The organism is Streptomyces cylindrosporus, from assembly GCF_022698165.1.
GTDB classification, from domain to species: domain Bacteria; phylum Actinomycetota; class Actinomycetes; order Streptomycetales; family Streptomycetaceae; genus Streptomyces; species Streptomyces cylindrosporus.
In genome coordinates, this window is the sequence record NZ_JALDAY010000001.1 from 760938 (window position 1) to 779426 (window position 18489).

General features: G+C 73.0%; 16 protein-coding genes. 10 read left to right on the forward strand and 6 right to left on the reverse strand.

From position 1 onward, the window contains the following. Positions 1-98: 98 nt before the first annotated feature. The gene (locus tag MQP27_RS03380) at positions 99-1514 is read left to right on the forward strand and encodes an HtaA domain-containing protein (protein ID WP_242760718.1); all 1416 of its coding nucleotides are present in this window, start codon (positions 99-101) and stop codon (positions 1512-1514) included. A gap of 70 nt (positions 1515-1584) precedes the next feature. Next, the gene (locus MQP27_RS03385; RefSeq protein WP_242760719.1) at positions 1585-3039 is read left to right on the forward strand and encodes an HtaA domain-containing protein; all 1455 of its coding nucleotides are present in this window, start codon (positions 1585-1587) and stop codon (positions 3037-3039) included. Positions 3040-3052: 13 nt separating this feature from the next. On the opposite strand, the gene MQP27_RS03390 is transcribed toward MQP27_RS03385, so the two are convergent. Continuing rightward, positions 3053-4189: an FAD-dependent oxidoreductase gene (locus MQP27_RS03390; protein ID WP_242760720.1), complete on the reverse strand. Its 1137-nt coding sequence runs from the start codon at positions 4187-4189 to the stop codon at positions 3053-3055. 205 nt (positions 4190-4394) lie between these two features. On the opposite strand from MQP27_RS03390, the gene MQP27_RS03395 reads away from it, so the two are divergent. The 3 genes from MQP27_RS03395 (at position 4395) to MQP27_RS03405 (ending at position 6811) form a co-directional block, all read left to right on the forward strand. Further along, on the forward strand, positions 4395-5270 hold the full coding sequence (locus MQP27_RS03395) for a hypothetical protein (protein WP_242760721.1): 876 nt from the start codon (positions 4395-4397) through the stop codon (positions 5268-5270). Further along, a complete protein-coding gene (locus MQP27_RS03400; protein WP_242760722.1) occupies positions 5263-5919 on the forward strand; it encodes a PhzF family phenazine biosynthesis protein in 657 nt (218 codons plus the stop codon). Before MQP27_RS03395 ends, MQP27_RS03400 begins: the two co-directional genes overlap by 8 nt. A gap of 97 nt (positions 5920-6016) precedes the next feature. Then, positions 6017-6811 (forward strand): hypothetical protein, encoded by a 795-nt coding sequence (locus MQP27_RS03405; protein ID WP_242760723.1) that lies wholly within the window; start codon positions 6017-6019, stop codon positions 6809-6811. A 27-nt stretch (positions 6812-6838) separates the two neighbouring features. Here MQP27_RS03405 and MQP27_RS03410 read toward each other — a convergent pair whose 3' ends face one another. Both MQP27_RS03410 and map read right to left on the reverse strand, forming a co-directional pair. After that, positions 6839-7486: a biliverdin-producing heme oxygenase gene (locus MQP27_RS03410; RefSeq protein WP_242760724.1), complete on the reverse strand. Its 648-nt coding sequence runs from the start codon at positions 7484-7486 to the stop codon at positions 6839-6841. 138 nt (positions 7487-7624) lie between these two features. Continuing rightward, complete coding sequence (map, locus tag MQP27_RS03415; RefSeq protein ID WP_242760725.1) at positions 7625-8482, reverse strand: type I methionyl aminopeptidase; 858 nt, start codon at positions 8480-8482, stop codon at positions 7625-7627. Between the two features lie 58 nt (positions 8483-8540). Here map and MQP27_RS03420 point away from each other — a divergent pair, with 58 nt between their 5' ends. Further along, positions 8541-8774: a hypothetical protein gene (locus MQP27_RS03420; protein WP_242760726.1), complete on the forward strand. Its 234-nt coding sequence runs from the start codon at positions 8541-8543 to the stop codon at positions 8772-8774. Here MQP27_RS03420 and MQP27_RS03425 read toward each other — a convergent pair whose 3' ends face one another. Together MQP27_RS03425 and MQP27_RS03430 are read right to left on the reverse strand one after the other, a co-directional pair. Further along, complete coding sequence (locus MQP27_RS03425; protein ID WP_242761389.1) at positions 8775-10103, reverse strand: MFS transporter; 1329 nt, start codon at positions 10101-10103, stop codon at positions 8775-8777. It abuts the gene before it with no gap. Between the two features lie 511 nt (positions 10104-10614). After that, complete coding sequence (locus MQP27_RS03430; RefSeq protein WP_242760727.1) at positions 10615-11217, reverse strand: hypothetical protein; 603 nt, start codon at positions 11215-11217, stop codon at positions 10615-10617. Positions 11218-11373: 156 nt separating this feature from the next. Here MQP27_RS03430 and MQP27_RS03435 point away from each other — a divergent pair, with 156 nt between their 5' ends. From MQP27_RS03435 to MQP27_RS03445, 3 genes are read left to right on the forward strand one after another with little or no spacing between them, the layout of a single operon-like run. Beyond that, entirely contained in the window at positions 11374-12447 is a 1074-nt protein-coding gene (locus MQP27_RS03435) for a sialidase family protein (RefSeq protein ID WP_242760728.1), read from the forward strand. Positions 12448-12484: 37 nt separating this feature from the next. Beyond that, positions 12485-13201, forward strand: a complete 717-nt coding sequence (npdG, locus tag MQP27_RS03440) for an NADPH-dependent F420 reductase (protein ID WP_242760729.1) — start codon at positions 12485-12487, stop codon at positions 13199-13201. A 58-nt stretch (positions 13202-13259) separates the two neighbouring features. Continuing rightward, positions 13260-13442: a hypothetical protein gene (locus MQP27_RS03445; RefSeq protein ID WP_242760730.1), complete on the forward strand. Its 183-nt coding sequence runs from the start codon at positions 13260-13262 to the stop codon at positions 13440-13442. Here the strand turns inward: MQP27_RS03445 and MQP27_RS03450 are convergent. Then, positions 13424-14194, reverse strand: a complete 771-nt coding sequence (locus tag MQP27_RS03450) for a site-2 protease family protein (protein WP_242760731.1) — start codon at positions 14192-14194, stop codon at positions 13424-13426. The genes MQP27_RS03445 and MQP27_RS03450 overlap by 19 nt on opposite strands. Before the next feature lie 212 nt (positions 14195-14406). On the opposite strand from MQP27_RS03450, the gene MQP27_RS03455 reads away from it, so the two are divergent. Then, positions 14407-18486 (forward strand): AfsR/SARP family transcriptional regulator, encoded by a 4080-nt coding sequence (locus MQP27_RS03455; RefSeq protein ID WP_242760732.1) that lies wholly within the window; start codon positions 14407-14409, stop codon positions 18484-18486. Positions 18487-18489 lie beyond the last annotated feature (3 nt).

Genomic DNA, 18489 nt, shown 5'->3' on the forward strand with positions numbered 1-18489 from the left:
GGTCCGTTCCTCTCGGTCGACTTCCCGAATGGACTCGGGAAAGCTTAGGTTAGCCTTACCTTCGTTCGCTACCGGCGGTCGTATCCGGAGGACCCCCCATGCCCGCGCGCCTCAGAGCCCTGGTCACCGCGTTGTGCGCGGTCGTCCTGGGCGCCCTGCTCCCCATGGCCACAGCCCAGGCGGCGAGCCGTACCGTGCAGGGCGGCCGGCTCGACTGGGGCATCAAGTCCTCGTTCCAGAGCTACGTCACCGGGCCCATCGCGAAAGGGAGTTACTCCCTGACCGGGGGTGCCGCCACGGTGGGTGCGAGCACCTTCCGCTTCCACTCGGCGGCCGGCACCTACGACGGCGACAGCGGCGCCTTCCGGGCCGGCTTCTCGGGCGGGGTCCACTTCGTGGGCCACCGGACGGACGCCGGGGACTACCAGCTCGACCTCACCCTCAGCCGTCCGACGGTGAGCATCTCCGGGTCCACCGGGACGCTCTACCTGGACGTCGTCAGCAAGGCGAAGGGCACCGGGGCGGTCACGACGTCCACACAGGTGCCCTTCGCCTCCCTCTCCCTCGGCTCCATCTCCATGAAGGGCGCCGGCACCTCCGTCACCCTGAACAACCTGCCCGCCACCCTCACCGCCCAGGGCGCCAAGTCCTTCGCCGGCTACTACACCGCCGGGACCGCACTGGACCCGGTGAGCCTGGAAGCGGACGTACGGGCGGCGGCCACCCCGAAGGCGTCCAGCACGCCGAAGGCATCCAAGTTGCCCGCCGACAAGGCGACTTCGGGCGACGAGCTGACGGACGGTGCCGTCGACTGGGGTGTGCGCAGGACCTTCCGGGAGTACGTCACCGGGGACATCGCCGAGGGCAAGTGGACGCTGTCGGCGGGGGCCGAGGACGGCGGCGCCCTCTTCCGCTTCCCGGGCGGTCAAGGGACGTACAAGGACGGCGAGTTGGCGGCGTCGTTCAAGGGCGCGGTCCGCTTCACCGGTGCGCACGGGCTCGATCTGGAACTGAGCGCCGTGCGGGCCGTGGTCGAGGACGGCAAGGGCACCCTGTACGCCGACGTCAGCGGCCCCGACCTGACGAAGAAGAAGGTCCCGCTGGTCACCTTCGCCGCGAAGGGGCTCAAGGCGGCGGGCGGGCTGGTGAAGCTCACGGAGGCGCCCGCGCGGCTCACCGCCGACGGGGCGAAGGCCTTCGGCGGGATGTACCAGCCCGGCACCGAGATGGACCCGGTCTCCCTCGCCGTCGCCCTCACCGCCGACGCCGAACTCCCCGCCCTGCCCGACCTGGGCAGCACGCCCACGCCGAGCGCGACACCGACGCGGGCGTCGACGGCGCCCGTCGCGAGCAGCACCGGCGACGACGGGGGCTTCCCGGCCCTCCCGGTCGGTCTCACGGCCGGCTCGGTACTGCTGGCGGCCGCGGCGTACGTGCTCGTACGGGCCCGCCGCACGCGTGTCGAGGTGGAGCCGGCGGCGTCCGGGGCATCCGGGGCATCCGACGGCGACTGAACACCCGTACCCCTTCCGCTACTTGGCGTGCTTCACGCCCACTCACCCTCAAGCCCTCAAGGAGAACTCCATGCCCGTCAGACGACGCAGTGCCATCGCCCTCGCCGCCTCCGTGGCGACTGCCACCGCCCTCGGTGCCACCGCGCTCGCCACCACGGCCTCCGCCGCCGAAGTGCCGCTCACCGGCTACGAGTTGACCTGGGGCATCAAGCAGTCGTACCGCACCTACGTCACCGGCTTCGCGCAGGGCACCTTCACGCCCGCCGACGGCGCGACGCAGGCCGCCGACAACGGGCCGTTCACCTTCACCGAGGGCACCGGCTCCTACGACTCCACCGCGCACACCCTGGGCCTCGCCTTCAAGGGCAGCCTGAAGATCGAGTCCAAGCTGCACGGCTTCGAACTCACTCTGGCCGACGTCAGGTTCGACAGCGCGGACGCCGAGATCACTGCCGACGTGACGAAGGACGGCACGACGACGGACGACGTGCCGCTCGCCAAGGTCACCGTCACCCAGGCGATGACGGACATGGCGACCACGCTCACCAAGGAGGCCGCGGACGTCTTCGGCAGCGCGAGCTACGAGGGCGCGGCCGGCGACCCGCTGACCGTCGTACAGAAGACGAAGACGTCCGAGTCGCCGTCCCCGTCCGACTCCACGTCGGCCACGACATCCCCGTCCCCGTCCCCGTCCCCGTCCCCGTCGCAGAGCACGACGCCGTCGCCCTCCGCCAGCACGAGCGCATCGCCCTCCGCCTCCGAGTCCGCGACCGCGGGCGACATCGTCGACGGCGAACTCGGCTGGGGCGTGAAGGAGTCCTTCCGTACGTACGTCGTGGGCAGCGTCGCCAACGGGAAGATCACGGCGTCCGACGGGGCGACCCAGGCCACCGGCAACGGGCCGTTCACCTTCACCGGCGCCACGGGCGCGTACGACACCGACGCCGACACCCTCGCCGCCTCCTTCGAGGGCGCCGTGAACTTCAAGGGCCATGAGACGAACGGCACTTACGCCCTCGACCTCACCCTCTCCGACCTCAGGGCGACCCTCGACGGCGGCACCGGCGAACTGACCGCGGACGTCACCAGCCTCGGCGAGACGTCGCGGGACGTGGTCCTCGCCGACCTCAAGGCGGGCTCGGCGGACCTGGCCGCGAAGGACGACGTCATCACCGTCGACGACGTCTCCGCGATCCTGACCGCCGCCGGCGCGAAGGCCTTCAGCGGCTACTACGAGGAGGGCACCGAACTCGACCCGGTCGACCTGTCCGTCGCCCTGAGCGCCGACGCCGAACTCCCCTCCGGGGACGGCGAGTCGGGCACCTCCGCCGGCTCCGCGACCGCCGATGCGTCCGGTACGACGGCCGGCGGCGCCACCGGCTCCACGACCGGCGGCCTCTCCGGCACCCTCGCGTCGACCGGCTCGAACACCCCGGCGCCGATGCTGGGCGCGGCAGCGGCGGCCACCGTGGCGGCGGGCGCGGGCGTGGTGTTCGCGGTCCGGAGGCGACGGGCGGCGGAGTAGGCCGCCCGCGGGGTCAGCCCTTGTCCTGTCCGGTGAACAGGCTGATCAGGCGCTGGGCCGTGTTGTGCTCCGAGTCGATCTGGTGGATGTCGGCGCCCTCGAAGACCACGGTTTCGGCGCTGCGGCGGAACATCCCCTCCTCGTACTCGGCGAGCGCCGCCTCGACGTCGTCCGGGCGCGCCGCCAGGGCCTTGCCCAGTTCCGCGCCGTCGAGCATGGCCAGGTTGGCGCCCTCGCCGTTCGGTGCCTGAAGGTGGGCGGCGTCGCCGAGCAGGGTCACGCCCGGCACCCGCTCCCACCGCAGCCCGTGCGGCAGGGCGTGGTAGGGGCGCAGTACCGGCGTGGTGTCGCCGTCGGTGATCAGCGCGGTGAGTTCCGGCGCCCAGCCCTCGAACTCCGCCGCGATGCGCGCGCCCGCCGCGTCGGCGTCGGTGAAGTCGATGTCGGCGAACCACTCCTGCGGCCTGCTGAGCATCACGTAGGCGTGCAGGGTGTCGCCGCTCTCCCGGTGCGCGAAGATCTCCTGGCCCGGCGAGGGCGCCATCAGCGATCCGCCGCCGACCGCCTTCGCGGCGGCCGGGTGCCGGGTGTCGGCCTCGTACAGGTAGATGTCGACACATGACGTGCCGGTGTACTCGGGTACGGCGTCGGTGAGCAGCGGCCGTACCCGGGACCACGCGCCGTCCGCGCCGACCAGCAGGCCGGTGTCGAGGCTGGTGCCGTCGGCGAACGTCACCTCGTGGCGCCCGTCGCCGAGCGACCGGGTGCCGGTGACCTTGTGGCCCCAGCGGACGGTGCCGGCCGGCAGCGAGTCCAGCAGTATGTCCCGCAGCGCGCCGCGCATCACCTCGGGGCGGCCGCCGCTGCCGTCGTCGGCCTCCTCGAACAGGACGGTCCCGTCCGTGTCGAGGACCCGCATCGCCTGGCGGCCCTCCAGGACGATGGCCCGGAACTCGTCCATCAGCCCGGCCGCCTCGACGGCGAGCTGTCCGTTGTAGTCGTGGATGTCGAGCATCCCGCCCTGCGTGCGGGCCGCCGGGGAGGCCTCGGCCTCGTGGACGGTGACGGGGATGCCGTGGACGTGCAGGACGCGGGCGAGCGTGAGTCCGCCGAGTCCGGCGCCGATGATCGTGACAGGGGTGGTCGTCATGGTGGCTCCTCGGGATCGGGGCCGCCGGATGATCTCCGGCCGCCGTGTCTCGAAGGTGTCAACCCCCACCGACGTCCCGCCGACAATCCACCGACACCGGACCGACAGCCCCGATGGATCACCGACAGCGGGTATCCCGAGGCGCTGCCACTCGCCGCCGAAATCCGGTTCCGCTGCCGTCGCCCCGTCCCCGAGACTGGTGCCCGTGAACAGGGTGACCAGGGAACCGCTGCCGGGCGGCCCGCTCGTGCTGGCCGTGTCGGGCCGGCCCGGTCCGCCTCCGTTGCGCTTCGAGACCGCCGACGGCGGACGGCGGCTGCTGCGGCAGGGCGAACGGCCGCTGATGCTGGGCCGGTTGTCGGACGAGGACCACTGCTGCCGCGAACTCCGTCTGCGCCGCCTCGACGGCTACCGCTCACCACTGCCGCCCGTCCGCTCCGCCGCGATGCGCGGCCCCGGCAACTGGCCGCACCAGTACGCCCGTTGGCTGGAGGAGACCGCGCGAGGCCCGCTGTACGACGGGCGTTGGTCGCTCACCGTGCGCGGCTCCTTCGCATCCGGCATCTGGACCGAGGACCTGGTGACCGAGTGGCCGGACGGCCGCCTCGAACTCCTCTGCGGAGGCGGCTGGCACGGTGTCGTACCCCTGCGCCGCCTCTCGCCGCCGGAGGCCCCGCGCGTGAAGGCGTACCGCAAGCACGCCCGCGAGGGCACGCTCGCGCCCGTGCTGCTGTGGTGGGTGCCGGCTCTCGACGGCTGGCTGATCCTCGACGGCCACGACCGCGCGGTGGCCGCGCTCGCGGAGGGCGCGCCGCCGCCGTGCGTGGTGCTCGCGCGGGTGCGGGAGGAGGCGGAGTGGCGGCGGACGGCCGACGACATGACGGCGTCCCACGAGGAGCGGCTGGCCCGGCTGCCACCCGGCCGCGCACGTCAACGGGCCGCCCTGGAGGCGGGGTACGCCGACGCCATGTCCTGGCTGCCGTACGAGGAGACGCACACGGACCTCTGGCCCTTCCCCGGCACCCCCGCCACCTGGGAGGACCTGGCCGCCCGCGCGATGTTTGAATGCCCCCGTGACTGACTACGACGTGCTCCGCGTCTTCTGCGCACCCAACGGCGGTTACGGCAACGAACTCGGTGTCGTCCGTGAGGGGTCCGTGATGCCCGAGCGGGCGGAGCGGCAGGCGTTCGCCGCGAAGCTCGGGTTCAGCGAGACCGTGTTCGTCGACGACCCCGAACGCGGTGTCATCGACATCTACACCCCGACCCTGCGCCTGCCCTTCGCCGGTCACCCGTGCGTCGGCGCGGCCTGGCTGCTCGACGTGGAGGAGCTGGTCACGCCCGCCGGTGCCGTCGGGGCGCGGCAGGACGGGGAGTTCAGCTGGATCGAGGCGCGGGCGGAGTGGGCGCCGCCGCGGACCTTGCGGCAGTACGCGACGCCGGCCGAGGTGGACGACCTGCCCGTGCCGCCCAAGGGGGAGTGGATCTACGCCTGGGCCTGGGAGGACGAGCCGGCCGGGCGGGTCCGTGCGCGCGGTTTCCCCGGCCGGGACGACGGCATCGACGAGGACGAGGCGACGGGCGCCGCGGCCCTCCTGCTGACGGACCGCCTCGGCCGCGCCCTCAACATCACCCAGGGCACGGGCTCCCAGATCCTCACCGCACCACAGCCGTACGGCTGGGTGGAGATAGGCGGCCGCGTCGTCCTGGAACGCCAGCCGGAACACTGACCCCGGCCGCGGGCGGTCTGCGCGGGCCATCTGGCCGGAGGCCGGGAGTGCCGCCACACTGAAGCCGTCGTGGCGACGGGTGCAGGGGGGCGGGTCCGTGGCTTGGTGGGTGGCGGGCGTGGTCGTGGTGTGCTTCGTGGGCGGGTGGCTGTTCAACTACCCCTGCGACGCGGGGCATTGGCGGTACTCGGTCGGCCTGGGAGCCGAGGAGCGTGCGGCGCGGAAGGCACTGAGGGCCGCGCGGTCGGCGAAACGGGACACCTGCCGTGCCGTCGACCTCGACGTGGCGCAGGCCGAGCGGCGGCTGTCGGACGGGATCAGGAAGTACGAACAGCGGCTCCGGGAGCGGAAGGCGGCGAAGGAAGCGCTGCTGCGGACCGGGCCGGGCGAGAAGGTCGCGCCCGGACGGTGGCTGGGGGAGCTGGAGTTGTACGAGCACGCCCTGCTGTTCGTGCACGAGGAGGACCGGGGTGACGGGGAGCCCCGGAAGAGGACCGTCGAGCAGTGGTCGCTGGCCGGGCTCAAGGTCACCCGCGGCACCGGACAGACGTACGCCTATATCGAGGTGATGGGGCCCAAGGGCAAGCGGCGCAGCGCGCGGTACCCGTACACCGAGTACGACGAGGCGGCCGTCCATCTCCTGCACGACGAGATCTGCAACCAGGTGGTGGAGGACGCGGACTTCTGGCGGGAGCGGCACGCGGATGCCGCCGAGGTCGATGCCGAGATCGCGCGGCTCAAGGCCGAGCTGGCGCGGACCGAGGAGACGGGCCGTGCCGAGGTCGCCAAGGCCGAGAAGCACGCGGCCACCGAGCGGGAGCGGGTCGGCGCCCTGCTGCGGGCGGCCCAGGACACCTGGAAGGACCAGGCCGGCCGCAGGCCAAGACGCTGACGCGGGCCAAGACGCCGACGCGGGTCCTCACGCCGACAGTGGGAACTCCGCCCCCAGCGCCCGGAACACCGCCGTGTTCAGGGCGAACGCCCGCTTGCACTCCGTCACCACCCGCTGCTTCTCCAGTTCGTCCGCCGGCAGCGCGTCCAGCAGCTCCCGGTAACCCCGCTTGAAGGCGGCCGGGTTGGCGATCTCCTCGAAGACGTAGAAGCGGACCCCGTCTCCCTTGCGTGCGAAGCCCCACGTCTTCTCCGCCCTGCCGCGGATGATCTGCCCGCCGGAGAGGTCGCCGAGGTAGCGGGTGTAGTGGTGGGCGATGTAGCCGGCGGGCCAGCCGTCGGCACACTCCTTCACCCTCGCCGCGTACTCCTCCGTCTCCGGCAGCGCCCGCAGCCCCGCCCGCCAGTCCGCACCCCGCAGATGCGCCAGGTCCCGCTCCAGCGCCGCCAGCCGGAACAGCTCCGGCCGGATGAAGGGCCCGGCCACCGGATCGGCGGCCAGCCGCTCGGTGCCGGTCTCCAACGCCTCGTAGACGAACCACAGTTGCTCGGTGTAGCGCGCGTACGCGGCCACCCCCAGCCGTCCGCCCAGCAGGTCGCTCATGAACGTCGAGGTCTCCGCCTCCGTGTGCTGCTCGTGCGAGGCGGTGCGGATGACTGTCGAGAAGGAGTCCATGAGCCCCATCCTCTAAGGTAAGGCTTACCTAAGTCAACAGCCTTCCCGACCCTTCGTCGGTAAAGTTGCCGACAGTCTGTCGGTAAAAGCGTACAAGAGAAAACCCGCCCCCAGCAGGGGGCGGGTCGCGGCGCGCGGTTACGGCAGCGTGAGAATGTCCGCCCCGGTCTCCGTCACCACCAGCGTGTGCTCGAACTGCGCCGTGCGTTTGCGGTCCTTCGTGACCACCGTCCAACCGTCGTCCCACATGTCGTACTCGTGGGTCCCCAGCGTCAGCATCGGCTCGATCGTGAAGGTCATCCCGGGCTGCATCACCGTCGTCGCGTGAGGGCTGTCGTAGTGCGGGATGATCAGGCCCGAGTGGAACGACGAGTTGATCCCGTGCCCCGTGAAGTCCCGCACCACCCCGTACCCGAACCGCTTCGCGTACGACTCGATGACCCGCCCGATGACATTGATCTGCCGGCCCGGCTTGACCGCCTTGATCGCGCGGGTGAGGGACTCCCGGGTCCGCTCCACCAGCAGCCGGCTCTCCTCGTCGACGTCCCCGACCAGGTACGTCGCGTTGTTGTCGCCGTGCACCCCGCCGATGTACGCCGTCACGTCCAGGTTGACGATGTCGCCGTCCCGCAGCAGCGTCGAGTCCGGAATGCCGTGGCAGATCACCTCGTTGACGGAGGTGCACAGCGACTTGGGGAAGCCGCGGTAGCCGAGCGTCGAGGGATAGGCGCCGTGGTCGCACATGTACTCGTGCGCGACCTTGTCCAGCTCGTCGGTGGTGACACCCGGCGCGATGAGCTTCGCGGCCTCCTCCATCGCCCGCGCGGCGATCCGCCCGGCGGTCCGCATCGCCTCGACGGTCTCGGGCGTCTGCACCTCCGGCCCGGTGTACGGCGTCGGCGCGGGCTTGCCGACGTACTCGGGCCGCCGGATGTTGCCGGGGACGGAACGGATGGGGGACAGCTCCCCCGGGACGAGCAGCGACTGGCCAGACATGCCAGCGAGTCTAACGAGCCGCGGTGGGGGAACATGTCGTAGGCGAGAGGAGCAGGTCATGGCCTTGTTCAAGAAGCGCACGGTCGGCAAGCCGGGCGAGTGGTACTACTGCCTGGAGCACAAGAAGGTCGAGGAGGGGCCCGAGTGCCCCGCCAAGGACCGCTTCGGCCCGTACGCCTCCCGGCAGGAGGCCGAGCACGCGATGGCGACGGCCCGCGAGCGCAACCTCCAGTGGGAGAACGACCCGAAGTGGCACGACGCCCCGGCGGGCAGCGGCACCGACGAGGACTGATCAGGCCCGCGCCGGTACGGCTGCCGAAGCGCGCCGCTCGCGCAGCCGTACCGCGTGCTCGTTCGTGCGCACGTCGTACGTCATCAGCTTCGGCAGGCACAGCGCGAGCAGCCCGACCGCACCCGCGCACAGCAGGCCGCCGGACCAGACGGACGCCCGCACCCCCCACCACGCGGCGAAGCCGCCCGACCTGACCTGGCCGACGGTCGGGCCGACCGAGTACGACAGCAGCTCGATCCCGGCGAGCCGCCCGCGCAGCTCGTCCGGGATCGTCTGGTTCCACATGGCCCCGCGGAAGATCCCGCTGACCATGTCGCAGCCGCCGGCCACGGTCAGGAACAGCAGCACCAGCCATACGTTGCCGACGACGCCGGCCGCCGCGATCGCCAGGCCCCACAGCGCGGCCGACAGCACCACCATCCGGCCGTGCCGGTGCACCCGCGAGGTCCAGCCGCCGGTCAGCCCTACCAGCATCGACCCAAACGGCACCGTCGCGTACATCAGCCCCAACGCCCAGTCCGCGTCCAACTCGTCCGCGAGGAACGGGAGTACGGCGAGCGGCATCGCCAGGAACATCGCGGCGAGGTCGACGGCGTAGGTGCCGAGGAGCTCCTTGCGGCCCCAGGCGTACCGGGCGCCCTCGGCGATCGCCCTCAGCGACGGCTTCGCGGCCTCGTGGGCGGCGGGGGAGGCGGCGATGCGGACGATGAGGACGACCGACACGACGAACGTCAGCAGGTCCGCGCCGTACGCCCAGCCGAGTCCCGCGTACGCCACGACCACGCCTGCCACCGCCGGGCCCGCGACGCCGCCGACCGTCCAGCGCAGGGAGTTGAGGGAGGTCGCCGCGGTCATGTGCTCGTGGGCCACGATCCGGGGCCAGAGCGAGTCGATCGCCGGGCGCTGGACGGAGACCAGGGCGGAGGAGAGGGCGGCGACGGCGTACAGCGGCCAGACGGCGGGGCGGGGCAGCAGCGCGTTGAGCAGGAGCACGGCGCTGAGCAGGCCCTGCCCGGCCTCCGTCCACACGATCAGCTTCCGCTTGTCCAGCGCGTCGGCGAGCGCACCGCCGTACAACCCGAATACGAGCAGCGGCACGAGCTCCACGGCCCCAACCGCCCCGACCGCCGCGGCCGACCCGGTCAGCTCCTTCAGCTGGACGGGCAGCGCGACGAAGCTGAGGAAACTACCGAAGTACGAGACGCTCCCGGAAACCCACAGCCGCCGAAAGTCCCGGGAGGCCTTCCAGGGGGCGAGGTCGGGGAGGAGGGCGCGGAGGCGGGAGGGCGGGGTGGGGGTGGTTGGGGCGGGCGGGGCAGCTGGGGTGATTGGGGCGGTCGGGGCGGCTTCGGGCTTGGCGGCGGGCGCGGCTTGTGGGGCAGCTTCGGGCCTCGGATCGGGTGCGGCTTGTGGGGCGTTCTCGGGCCCGGCGCCGGGCGCGGCTGGCGGGGCGGCTCTGGAGGTGCGGTCGGCGGGTGGCCCGGGCGCGGGTTCGGAAGTGGTTGCGGAGGCGCTGTCGGCGGGCGGTTCGGGTGCGGGGCCGGAGGTGGTCGGGGAGGCGCGGTCGAGGGGCGGCTCGGACGCGGGGCCGGTGGTGATTGCGGAGGCGCGGTCGGGGGGTGGCTCGGACGCGGTCCCGGGAGTGGCTTCGGAGGGCGGCCCGGAGGTGGGCTCGGGGGTGGAGTGGGACGCGTCGGTGGTCACGGTGGGTCATGGTCGGCCGGGGTGGCTGCCGGGGGCAACCGCTTTTCCGTCCGCGCGCCCGTCAGCCGCCCGGCGGCGTCACCAGCCCCGTCAGCCGCCCTGCGCCGTCACCAACCTCGCCGGCCGCCCTGCGCCGTCACCAGCCCGTCGGTGGTGGGGCCGTCAGTTGGTCTGCCAGGCGGGACAGGCGGTCCCGTAGGCGGCGGTGGCCTCGTGGGGTCGGTAGGGAGTTTTCGCCCGCCGCCGCGCTGACCAGGTGCTGGACCGTGTCCAGGTCCAGCTCCGAGCCCTCGGGGACCGTCAGTGACTCGTGCGCCATCGACGTCAGTTCGCCGTCGGACGGGCCCAGGGCCAGGACCGTCGCGCCGGCCCGCCGGGCGTCGTGGACCCGTTCGAGGAGGGGGACCGCCGGGGCGTCCGGGGAGACGACCAGCAGGGTCTCGCCGCGCCGGGCGCCCGCCAGCCGCCCCAGCCCCACCGCCAGGTGCGCCGGATCCGAGGCGCGTGCGTCATGCCGTACCAGCGTCGGAGTCAGTTCCGGCGTCCCCGACCACGCCGCCTCGTCCACCAGATGGGCCGCGAGATGCCACGGCTCGTACTCCGGCGTCCCCACCAGCAGCAGACCGCCCCCGTGCGACACCACCGACCCGCGCAGCGCCCCCGCGAACCTCCGCGTGGCCCCCAACCACTCGGTCCCGGCGAGCACTTCACGCAGCAGCGCGACACGTACGGCGTCCATGCCCCCGCATCCTGCACCAATCGGCCACTCGTGACCCGGAGTTCACCCCGAATTCGCCCGACTTGGGGAAGGGAGCGCCTTACTGGGACCGAGGTTGATCACCGGCGCCCCGGCCGGCAGCACGCCCGGGCCGCCGCGAACGCGAGGAGCGCGCCCATGGCCGAAGCCACCGTCCCCTTCCGCGCGGGCCGCGAGGGATACGCGAGTTACCGCATCCCCGCGATCGTCGCCACCGCCAAGGGCACCCTGCTCGCCTTCTGCGAGGGCCGGGTCAACAGCGCCAGCGACCACGGGCACATCGACATCGTGCTCAAGCGCTCCACGGACGGCGGCAACACCTGGGGCAAGCTCCAGGTCGCCGCGAGCAACGGCACCGGCCTCGCCGGCAACCCCGCCCCGGTCGTCCTCGACACCGGCCGCGTCCTCCTGGTCCACGTCCGCAACGCCGCCTCCGCCTCCGAGTCGGAGGTCCGGCTCGGCAAGGTGAAGGACGCCGACGGCCGCCGGGTGTGGGTGCAGCACAGCGACGACGACGGAGTCACCTGGTCGAGCCCCAAGGAGATCACCGCGCAGACGAAGAAGGCGGGCTGGCGCTGGTACGCCACCGCACCCGGCCACGCCATCCAGCTGAGCACCGGCCGGATCGTCGTCCCCGCCAACCATTCGCTGCCGCCCACCGGCACGGACCTCGGCACCGAGCCCCAGTACAACGCCGGCCACTGCCTGCTCAGCGACGACCACGGCGAGACCTGGTCCATCGGATACGTCGACGACAACACCGACGGCTACATCAACGCCAACGAGACCACCGCCGCCGAACTCCCCGACGGCCGCGTCTACTTCAACACCCGCAACGACTCCCCGGCTCCCGGCAACCGCGCCGACGCCCACTCGGAAGACGGCGGAAAGACCCTCCACACCCCCTTCCGCCCCCAGGCCGGCCTCGACGGCCCGGTCTGCGAGGGCAGCGTCCTCCAGCTCCGCGACCCGGACGTCCTCCTCTTCTCCGGCCCCGCCCACGCCTCCGCCCGCGCCCTGATGACCATCCGCGCCTCCACCGACAGCGGCAGGACCTGGCGCCCCGTCCACACCGTCGACGGACTGCCCGCCGCCTACTCCGACCTGGTCCGCATCGACAGGTCGACCCTCGGACTCCTCTACGAGACGGGGGACTTCGGCGCGTACGAGCGCATCGTCCTGCGCCGCGTGCCCGTGACGCGGCTCACCTGACCGGCCGAGGCCGCCGGGGCGCACGTAAAGTCGGCCCATGACCTCTACCGACAGTGCTGCACAGACCCCCGCGAAGGCCCCCGCCAAGGACCCGTGGGACCTGCCCGACGTGTCCGGGCTCGTCGTCGGCGTCCTCGGCGGGACCGGGCCGCAGGGCAAGGGCCTGGCCTACCGGCTGGCCAGGGCCGGCCAGAAGGTGATCATCGGCTCGCGGGCGGCGGAGCGCGCGCAGGCCGCCGCCGAGGAGTGCGGGCACGGCGTCGAGGGCGCCGACAACGCCGAGACCGCGCGCCGCAGCGACATCGTGATCGTCGCCGTGCCGTGGGACGGGCACGGCAAGACCCTTGAATCCCTGCGCGAGGAACTGGCCGGCAAGCTGGTCGTCGACTGCGTCAACCCGCTCGGCTTCGACAAGAAGGGCGCGTACGCGCTCAAGCCGGAGGAGGGCAGCGCCGCCGAGCAGGCCGCCGCGCTGCTGCCGGACTCCCGGGTCGCCGCCGCCTTCCACCATCTGTCGGCCGTGCTGCTCCAGGACCCGGAGATCGAGGAGATCGACACCGACGTGATGGTGCTGGGGGAGGAGCGGGCCGACGTCGAGATCGTGCAGGCCCTGGCCGGCCGCATCCCCGGCATGCGCGGCATCTTCGCGGGCCGGCTGCGCAACGCCCACCAGGTGGAGTCCCTGGTCGCGAACCTGATCTCCGTCAACCGCCGCTACAAGGCACACGCCGGGCTGCGCGTCACCGACGTATGAGCGGATGGGGGACACTGGTGGCGAGAAGCCGGTGTCCCCCGACAGGAGAACGACCTTCATGCCCCGCCTAGCCGTCTACGCCCTCGTCGTCTGTGTCCTCTCGGTGACCGCGGCGGTCGTGTCCTTCGTGCAGGGCAGCTGGCTCGGGGTCGTCTGGGTGCTGCTGGCGAGCCTGTCGTCGAACATGTGCTGGTACTACTTCAAGCGGGGCCGGACGACGGCCTATGTCCAGAAGCGGTAGAGGTCGTAGCCGTACGAGGTGTCGGAGTAGCTGACGCCGAGTCCGCGCAGGATCGCGTCGACCAGGTCGAAGAACTCGCGGTTGATCGACGACTGCCACAGCAGCACGAACACGAACAGCAGGCCGAACGGCGCGAACGGCTCCACCTGCCGCTTCACCTTGTACGACAGCCAGGGCTCGATGACACCCCAGCCGTCCAGGCCCGGGACCGGCAGGAAGTTCAGGATCGCCGCCGAGACCTGGAGCAGCGCGAGGAAGGCGAGCGCGAAGCGGAAGTACGGCGGTACGCCGTCCACGGCGTGCAGCCAGAATGGGGCCGTGCACACGAGGGCGAACACCACGTTCGTCAGCGGGCCCGCCGCCGAGATCAGGCTGTGCCGCCAGCGCCCCTGGATACGGCCCCGCTCGATGAAGACCGCACCGCCCGGCAGACCGATGCCGCCCATGATCACAAACACGACCGGCAGCACGATGCTCAGCAGGGCGTGCGTGTACTTCAGGGGATTGAGCGTCAGATAGCCCTTGCTGCCGATCGTGATGTCGCCGCTGTGCAGGGCGGTGCGCGCGTGCGCGTACTCGTGCAGGCACAGGGACACCACCCAGGCCGCCGTCACGAACAGGAACACGGCCACGCCGGGCTGGTCGGAAAACCCGGTCCAGGTGGCCCAGCCCGTGACCGCCGTGACGGCCAGGATCCCGATGAAGACGGGACTGATCCGCCGGTCGCTGCTGCGGGTGGTCGCGGTGGTCATCGGGCTCCCCTGGACTGGACGTGCGCGCGGTGGGACTGCCCGACCGTACCGGGCGTACGGGGAAAACGTCTCGCGGTGGGGCAAGGGTTCCAGGGAAGGTGACCCATGGGACTTTGGCATATGTTCTACGTTCACCTGTTCTACTTCTGCTCTACCTCTGCCGACGCACCGCCCGCCGAATCCCGTGACCGGCCCCGACCCGGCCGGAGACAATGGACCCCGTGCGCTATCGCATCCTCGGATCGGCCCAGGCGCTCCGCCCCGACGGCACCCCCGTCCCGGTCGGCGGAGCGCGGCTGCGTGCCCTGCTCACCGTGCTCGCCCTGCGGGCCGGCCGTGCCGTGCCCACGGGCGTGCTGGTCGAGGAGGTCTGGGACGGTGACCCGCCCGCCGACGCGGCCGGTGCCCTGCAGGCGCTCGTCGGCCGGCTCCGGCGCGCCCTCGGCGCCGACGCGATCGCCTCGGCGGAGGGCGGCTACCGGCTCGCCGCCGCGCCGGACGACGTCGACCTGCACCGTTTCGAGCGGCTGACCGGCGAGGGTGTCCGCGCGCTGGCCGACGGCGACCCCGGCAAGGCGGCCGGTGTCCTGGACGACGCGCTCGCCCTGTGGCGCGGCCCCGCTCTCGCCGACCTCCCCGACCGCACCGCCGAGTCGGCCCGCTGGGACGCCCGCCGCCTGGACGCCCTGCGCGCCCGCCACACCGCCGCGCTGTCCCTGGGCCACGCCGAGCAGTCCCTGCCCGAACTGACGGCCCTGTGCGACACCCACCCCCTCGACGAACCCCTCCAGGCCCTGCGCCTACGCGCCCTCCGCGCCGCGGGCCGCCCGGCGGAGGCCCTGGCGGCCTACGAGGAGGTACGACACCTGCTGGCGGAGCGGCTGGGCGTGGACCCCGGACCTGAACTGAGGTCCCTGCACGGGGAGTTGCTACGACCGCAGGAGTGGGAGGGACGGACGGGCCACGGGACCGGGACGAACCGAGGGGCCGGGGCCGACGGAGGGGCCGGAGCGGACCGAGGGGCCGGGGCCGGGGCGCACCGAGAGGCGCGCGGCACCGGCAGCGGCACGGCGGTGGGTCCGGCGGGCGCGGCAGGGCGGGGTGCGTCAGGTACGACGTCCGGTCGGGGCGGCGGCGAGGGCTACGGCTCGGTGGGGGCCGGAGGGCGAGGCAGCGGCGAGGTTTACGGTCCGGTGGGGTCCGGGGTTCGAGGTGGCGCCGAGGGTGACGGTCCGGTGGGTTCCGGGGCTGGCGGCGGCGGTGAGGCTTACGGTCCGGCGGGGTCCGGGGCTCGCGGTGCCGCCGATGCCTACGGCTCGGAGGGATCTGGGGCCCGGGGCGGCGATGCCTACGGCTCGGCGGGATCTGGGTCTCGCGGTGCCGCCGATGCCTACGGCTCGGCGGGAACCAGGGCTCGCGGCGACGCCCACCGGGAAGCCGGTCACGGCGCGGGGTCTCCGGCCGCACCGGCCCCCGGAACGCCCACCCCGGCCCCGGGGACCGCCACACCCACCCGCACTACCTCCGAAGCCGCCTCCTTTGCCCCGGCCACCTCCGAAGCCAGCCCTGTAGCTCCGGCCGCCTCCGAAGCTGGCCCCCTCGCCCGAGCCGCCTCCGAAGCCTCCCCCTTTGCCCCGGCCGACCCCGAAGCGGCCCGCCCTGCCCCGACCGCCTCCGAAGCCAGCCCCTCTACCCCAACCGCCCCCCAAGCCGACCGCTTTACCCCGGCCCCCTCCGAGTCCGCCACCCCCACCCCGCTCACCCCCGACCCCACCCCCACCCCCCAAACCCCCGGCAACCTCCGCGCCCGCCTCACCTCCTTCGTCGGGCGGGAAGCGGACATCGATGCCATCCGGGGTGACCTCGGGGCGGCCCGGCTGGTGACGTTGCTCGGGCCAGGTGGGGCCGGGAAGACGCGGTTGTCGCAGGAGGCCGCCGAGACCGTGCGGTACGCCGCCCGGGACGGGGTGTGGCTCGCCGAGCTCGCGCCCGTCGACGACCCGGACGCCGTACCGGAGGCCGTGCTGACCGCGGTCGGCGCCCGCGAGACCGTGCTCTACGGCGCCGGCGCCGAGGCCATGCGCGCGGGCGGCGAGCGGCACGACGACCCCGTCGACCGGCTCGCCGAGCACTGCGGACGGCGGCGGATGCTGATCGTCCTCGACAACTGCGAGCACGTCGTCGACGCCGCCGCCCGCCTCGTCGAGGAGCTCCTGGAGCGCTGCCCCGAACTGACCGTGCTGGCGACCAGCCGCGAACCCCTCGGCGTACCGGGGGAGTTGCTGCGCCCGGTCGAGCCGCTGCCCGAGCCCGTCGCCCTGCGGCTGCTCGCCGACCGCGGGGCCGCCGCCCGGCCCGGCTTCCGCGTCGAGGACGACCCCGAGGCCTGCGCCGAGATCTGCCGGCGCCTGGACGGCCTGCCCCTCGCCATCGAGCTCGCGGCCGCCCGGCTAAGGATGTTGACGCCACGTCAGATCGCGGACCGGCTCGACGACCGCTTCCGTCTCCTCACCTCCGGCAGCCGCACGGTCCTGCCCCGCCAGCAGACCCTGCGCGCGGTCGTCGACTGGTCCTGGGACCTGCTCGACGCGGAGGAACGGGACGTCCTGTGCCGCCTGTCGGTCTTCGCGGGCGGCTGCGACCTCGCCGCCGCCGAGGCGGTCTGCGGCCCCTTCGCCCTCGACGCGATCGGCTCCCTCGTCGACAAGTCCCTTGTCGTGGCCGCCCCTTCGGACAACGGCGACATGCGCTACCGGCTCCTGGAGACCGTCGCCGAGTACGCCGGCGAGCGGCTCACGGAGACCGGCCGACGCGCCGAGACACAGCGCGCCCACCTGACGTACTACCGCGAACTCGCCCGCACCACCGACGCGTTGCTGCGCGGCCCCGGACAGCTCGCCGCCATCGCCCTGCTGGAGCGCGAGTACGAGAACCTGCGCACCGCCCTGCGCTTCGCGGTCACCGAGCGCGACGAGCAGGAAGCCGTCTGCCTGGTCCTCTCCCTGTCCTGGTACTGGCAGATGCGCGACGCCCGGATAGAGGCCCGCAACTGGTGCGTGGAGGTCATGGCCCTGGGCCCCGACCCGTTCACCGCCCCCGTCCGCCGCGCGAACCCGGTCTGGCAGCGCTGCACCGACGTCCCGCCCCCGCTCACCGGCGAACTCCTCGAAGAGGCCCGACGCGGTGTCCACCTCGCCCATCTCGCCTGTATGGACACCGAGCTGGAGGCCTGGGAGTCCCCGGCGGCGAAGGAGAAGCTGCGGCTGATCACCGAGGTCTACGAACCCGGCCTGCCGCAGACCTGCCGTACCCCCGGCATGCTCTGGTTCTACGCCGTGATGCTCTCCGGCATGGTCGACCGGCTGCCCGGCATCCTCGACGCCTGCGTCGACACCTGCCGGTCCACCCCCGGCATGGACTGGGAGCTGGCCGCCGTGCTCCAGATGCGCGCCAACCTCCTCGCCAACCGCAGCGACTGGGCGGGCGACGCCTCCCGCGACGCCGACGAGTCACTGGCGATCTACCAGCGGATCGGCGACCTGTGGGGCACCGCCGAGGCCCTGTCCGCGCGCGGCGAGGCCCACGAACGTATCGGCGACTACCGCAGTGCCGCAGCCGACTACGAGTCGGCCATCGGCCATGCCGAACGCCTCGGCGCCCGCGCCCAGGTGGCCGTGCTGAAGGCCCGGCTGGGCAGCGCGCTGATGGAGGCGGGCGAGACCGAGCGGGGCGAGCGGGTGCTGCGCGAGGTGCTGGAGAGCCGCGACGTCTCGGGCACCGAGGCGCTCCCGGCGGCCCGGATGTTCCTCGCGGCCCGGCTCACGATGTCCGACCGGATACCGGAGGCGCGCGAGCAACTACGGCTGCTGCGCGAGCAGTTCGAGATCGCGCACTTCGTCATCTTCGACGCGTTCATCCTCGGCTCGGAGGCCTGGGTGGAGCTGGTCGACGGCGAGTACGAGCTCGGTCTGGACCTGGTCCGGCAGGCGCTTCAGCGGGGCAGTGACCCGCTGGCGGAGACCATGGCCCCGCACATGCGCCCCCTCTACCTCGCCATGGCCGCGATCGGCCTCGCCGAGGCCGACGGCGCCGCCCGGGCCCGTGACGGCGCCCGCTGCCTCGGGGCCGCACGGGCGAAGCTGCCGGCGGGCCATGTCGCCACGTCCATGGAGAACGAGGTCTACCGGCGGGCCGAACGGCACGCCCGCGCCGCGCTCGGCGACGAGGCGTTCGAGGCCGCGTACGCGGAGGGCGGCGGCCTCTCCGTGAAGGAGGCCACCGCCCTGGTCTGACCC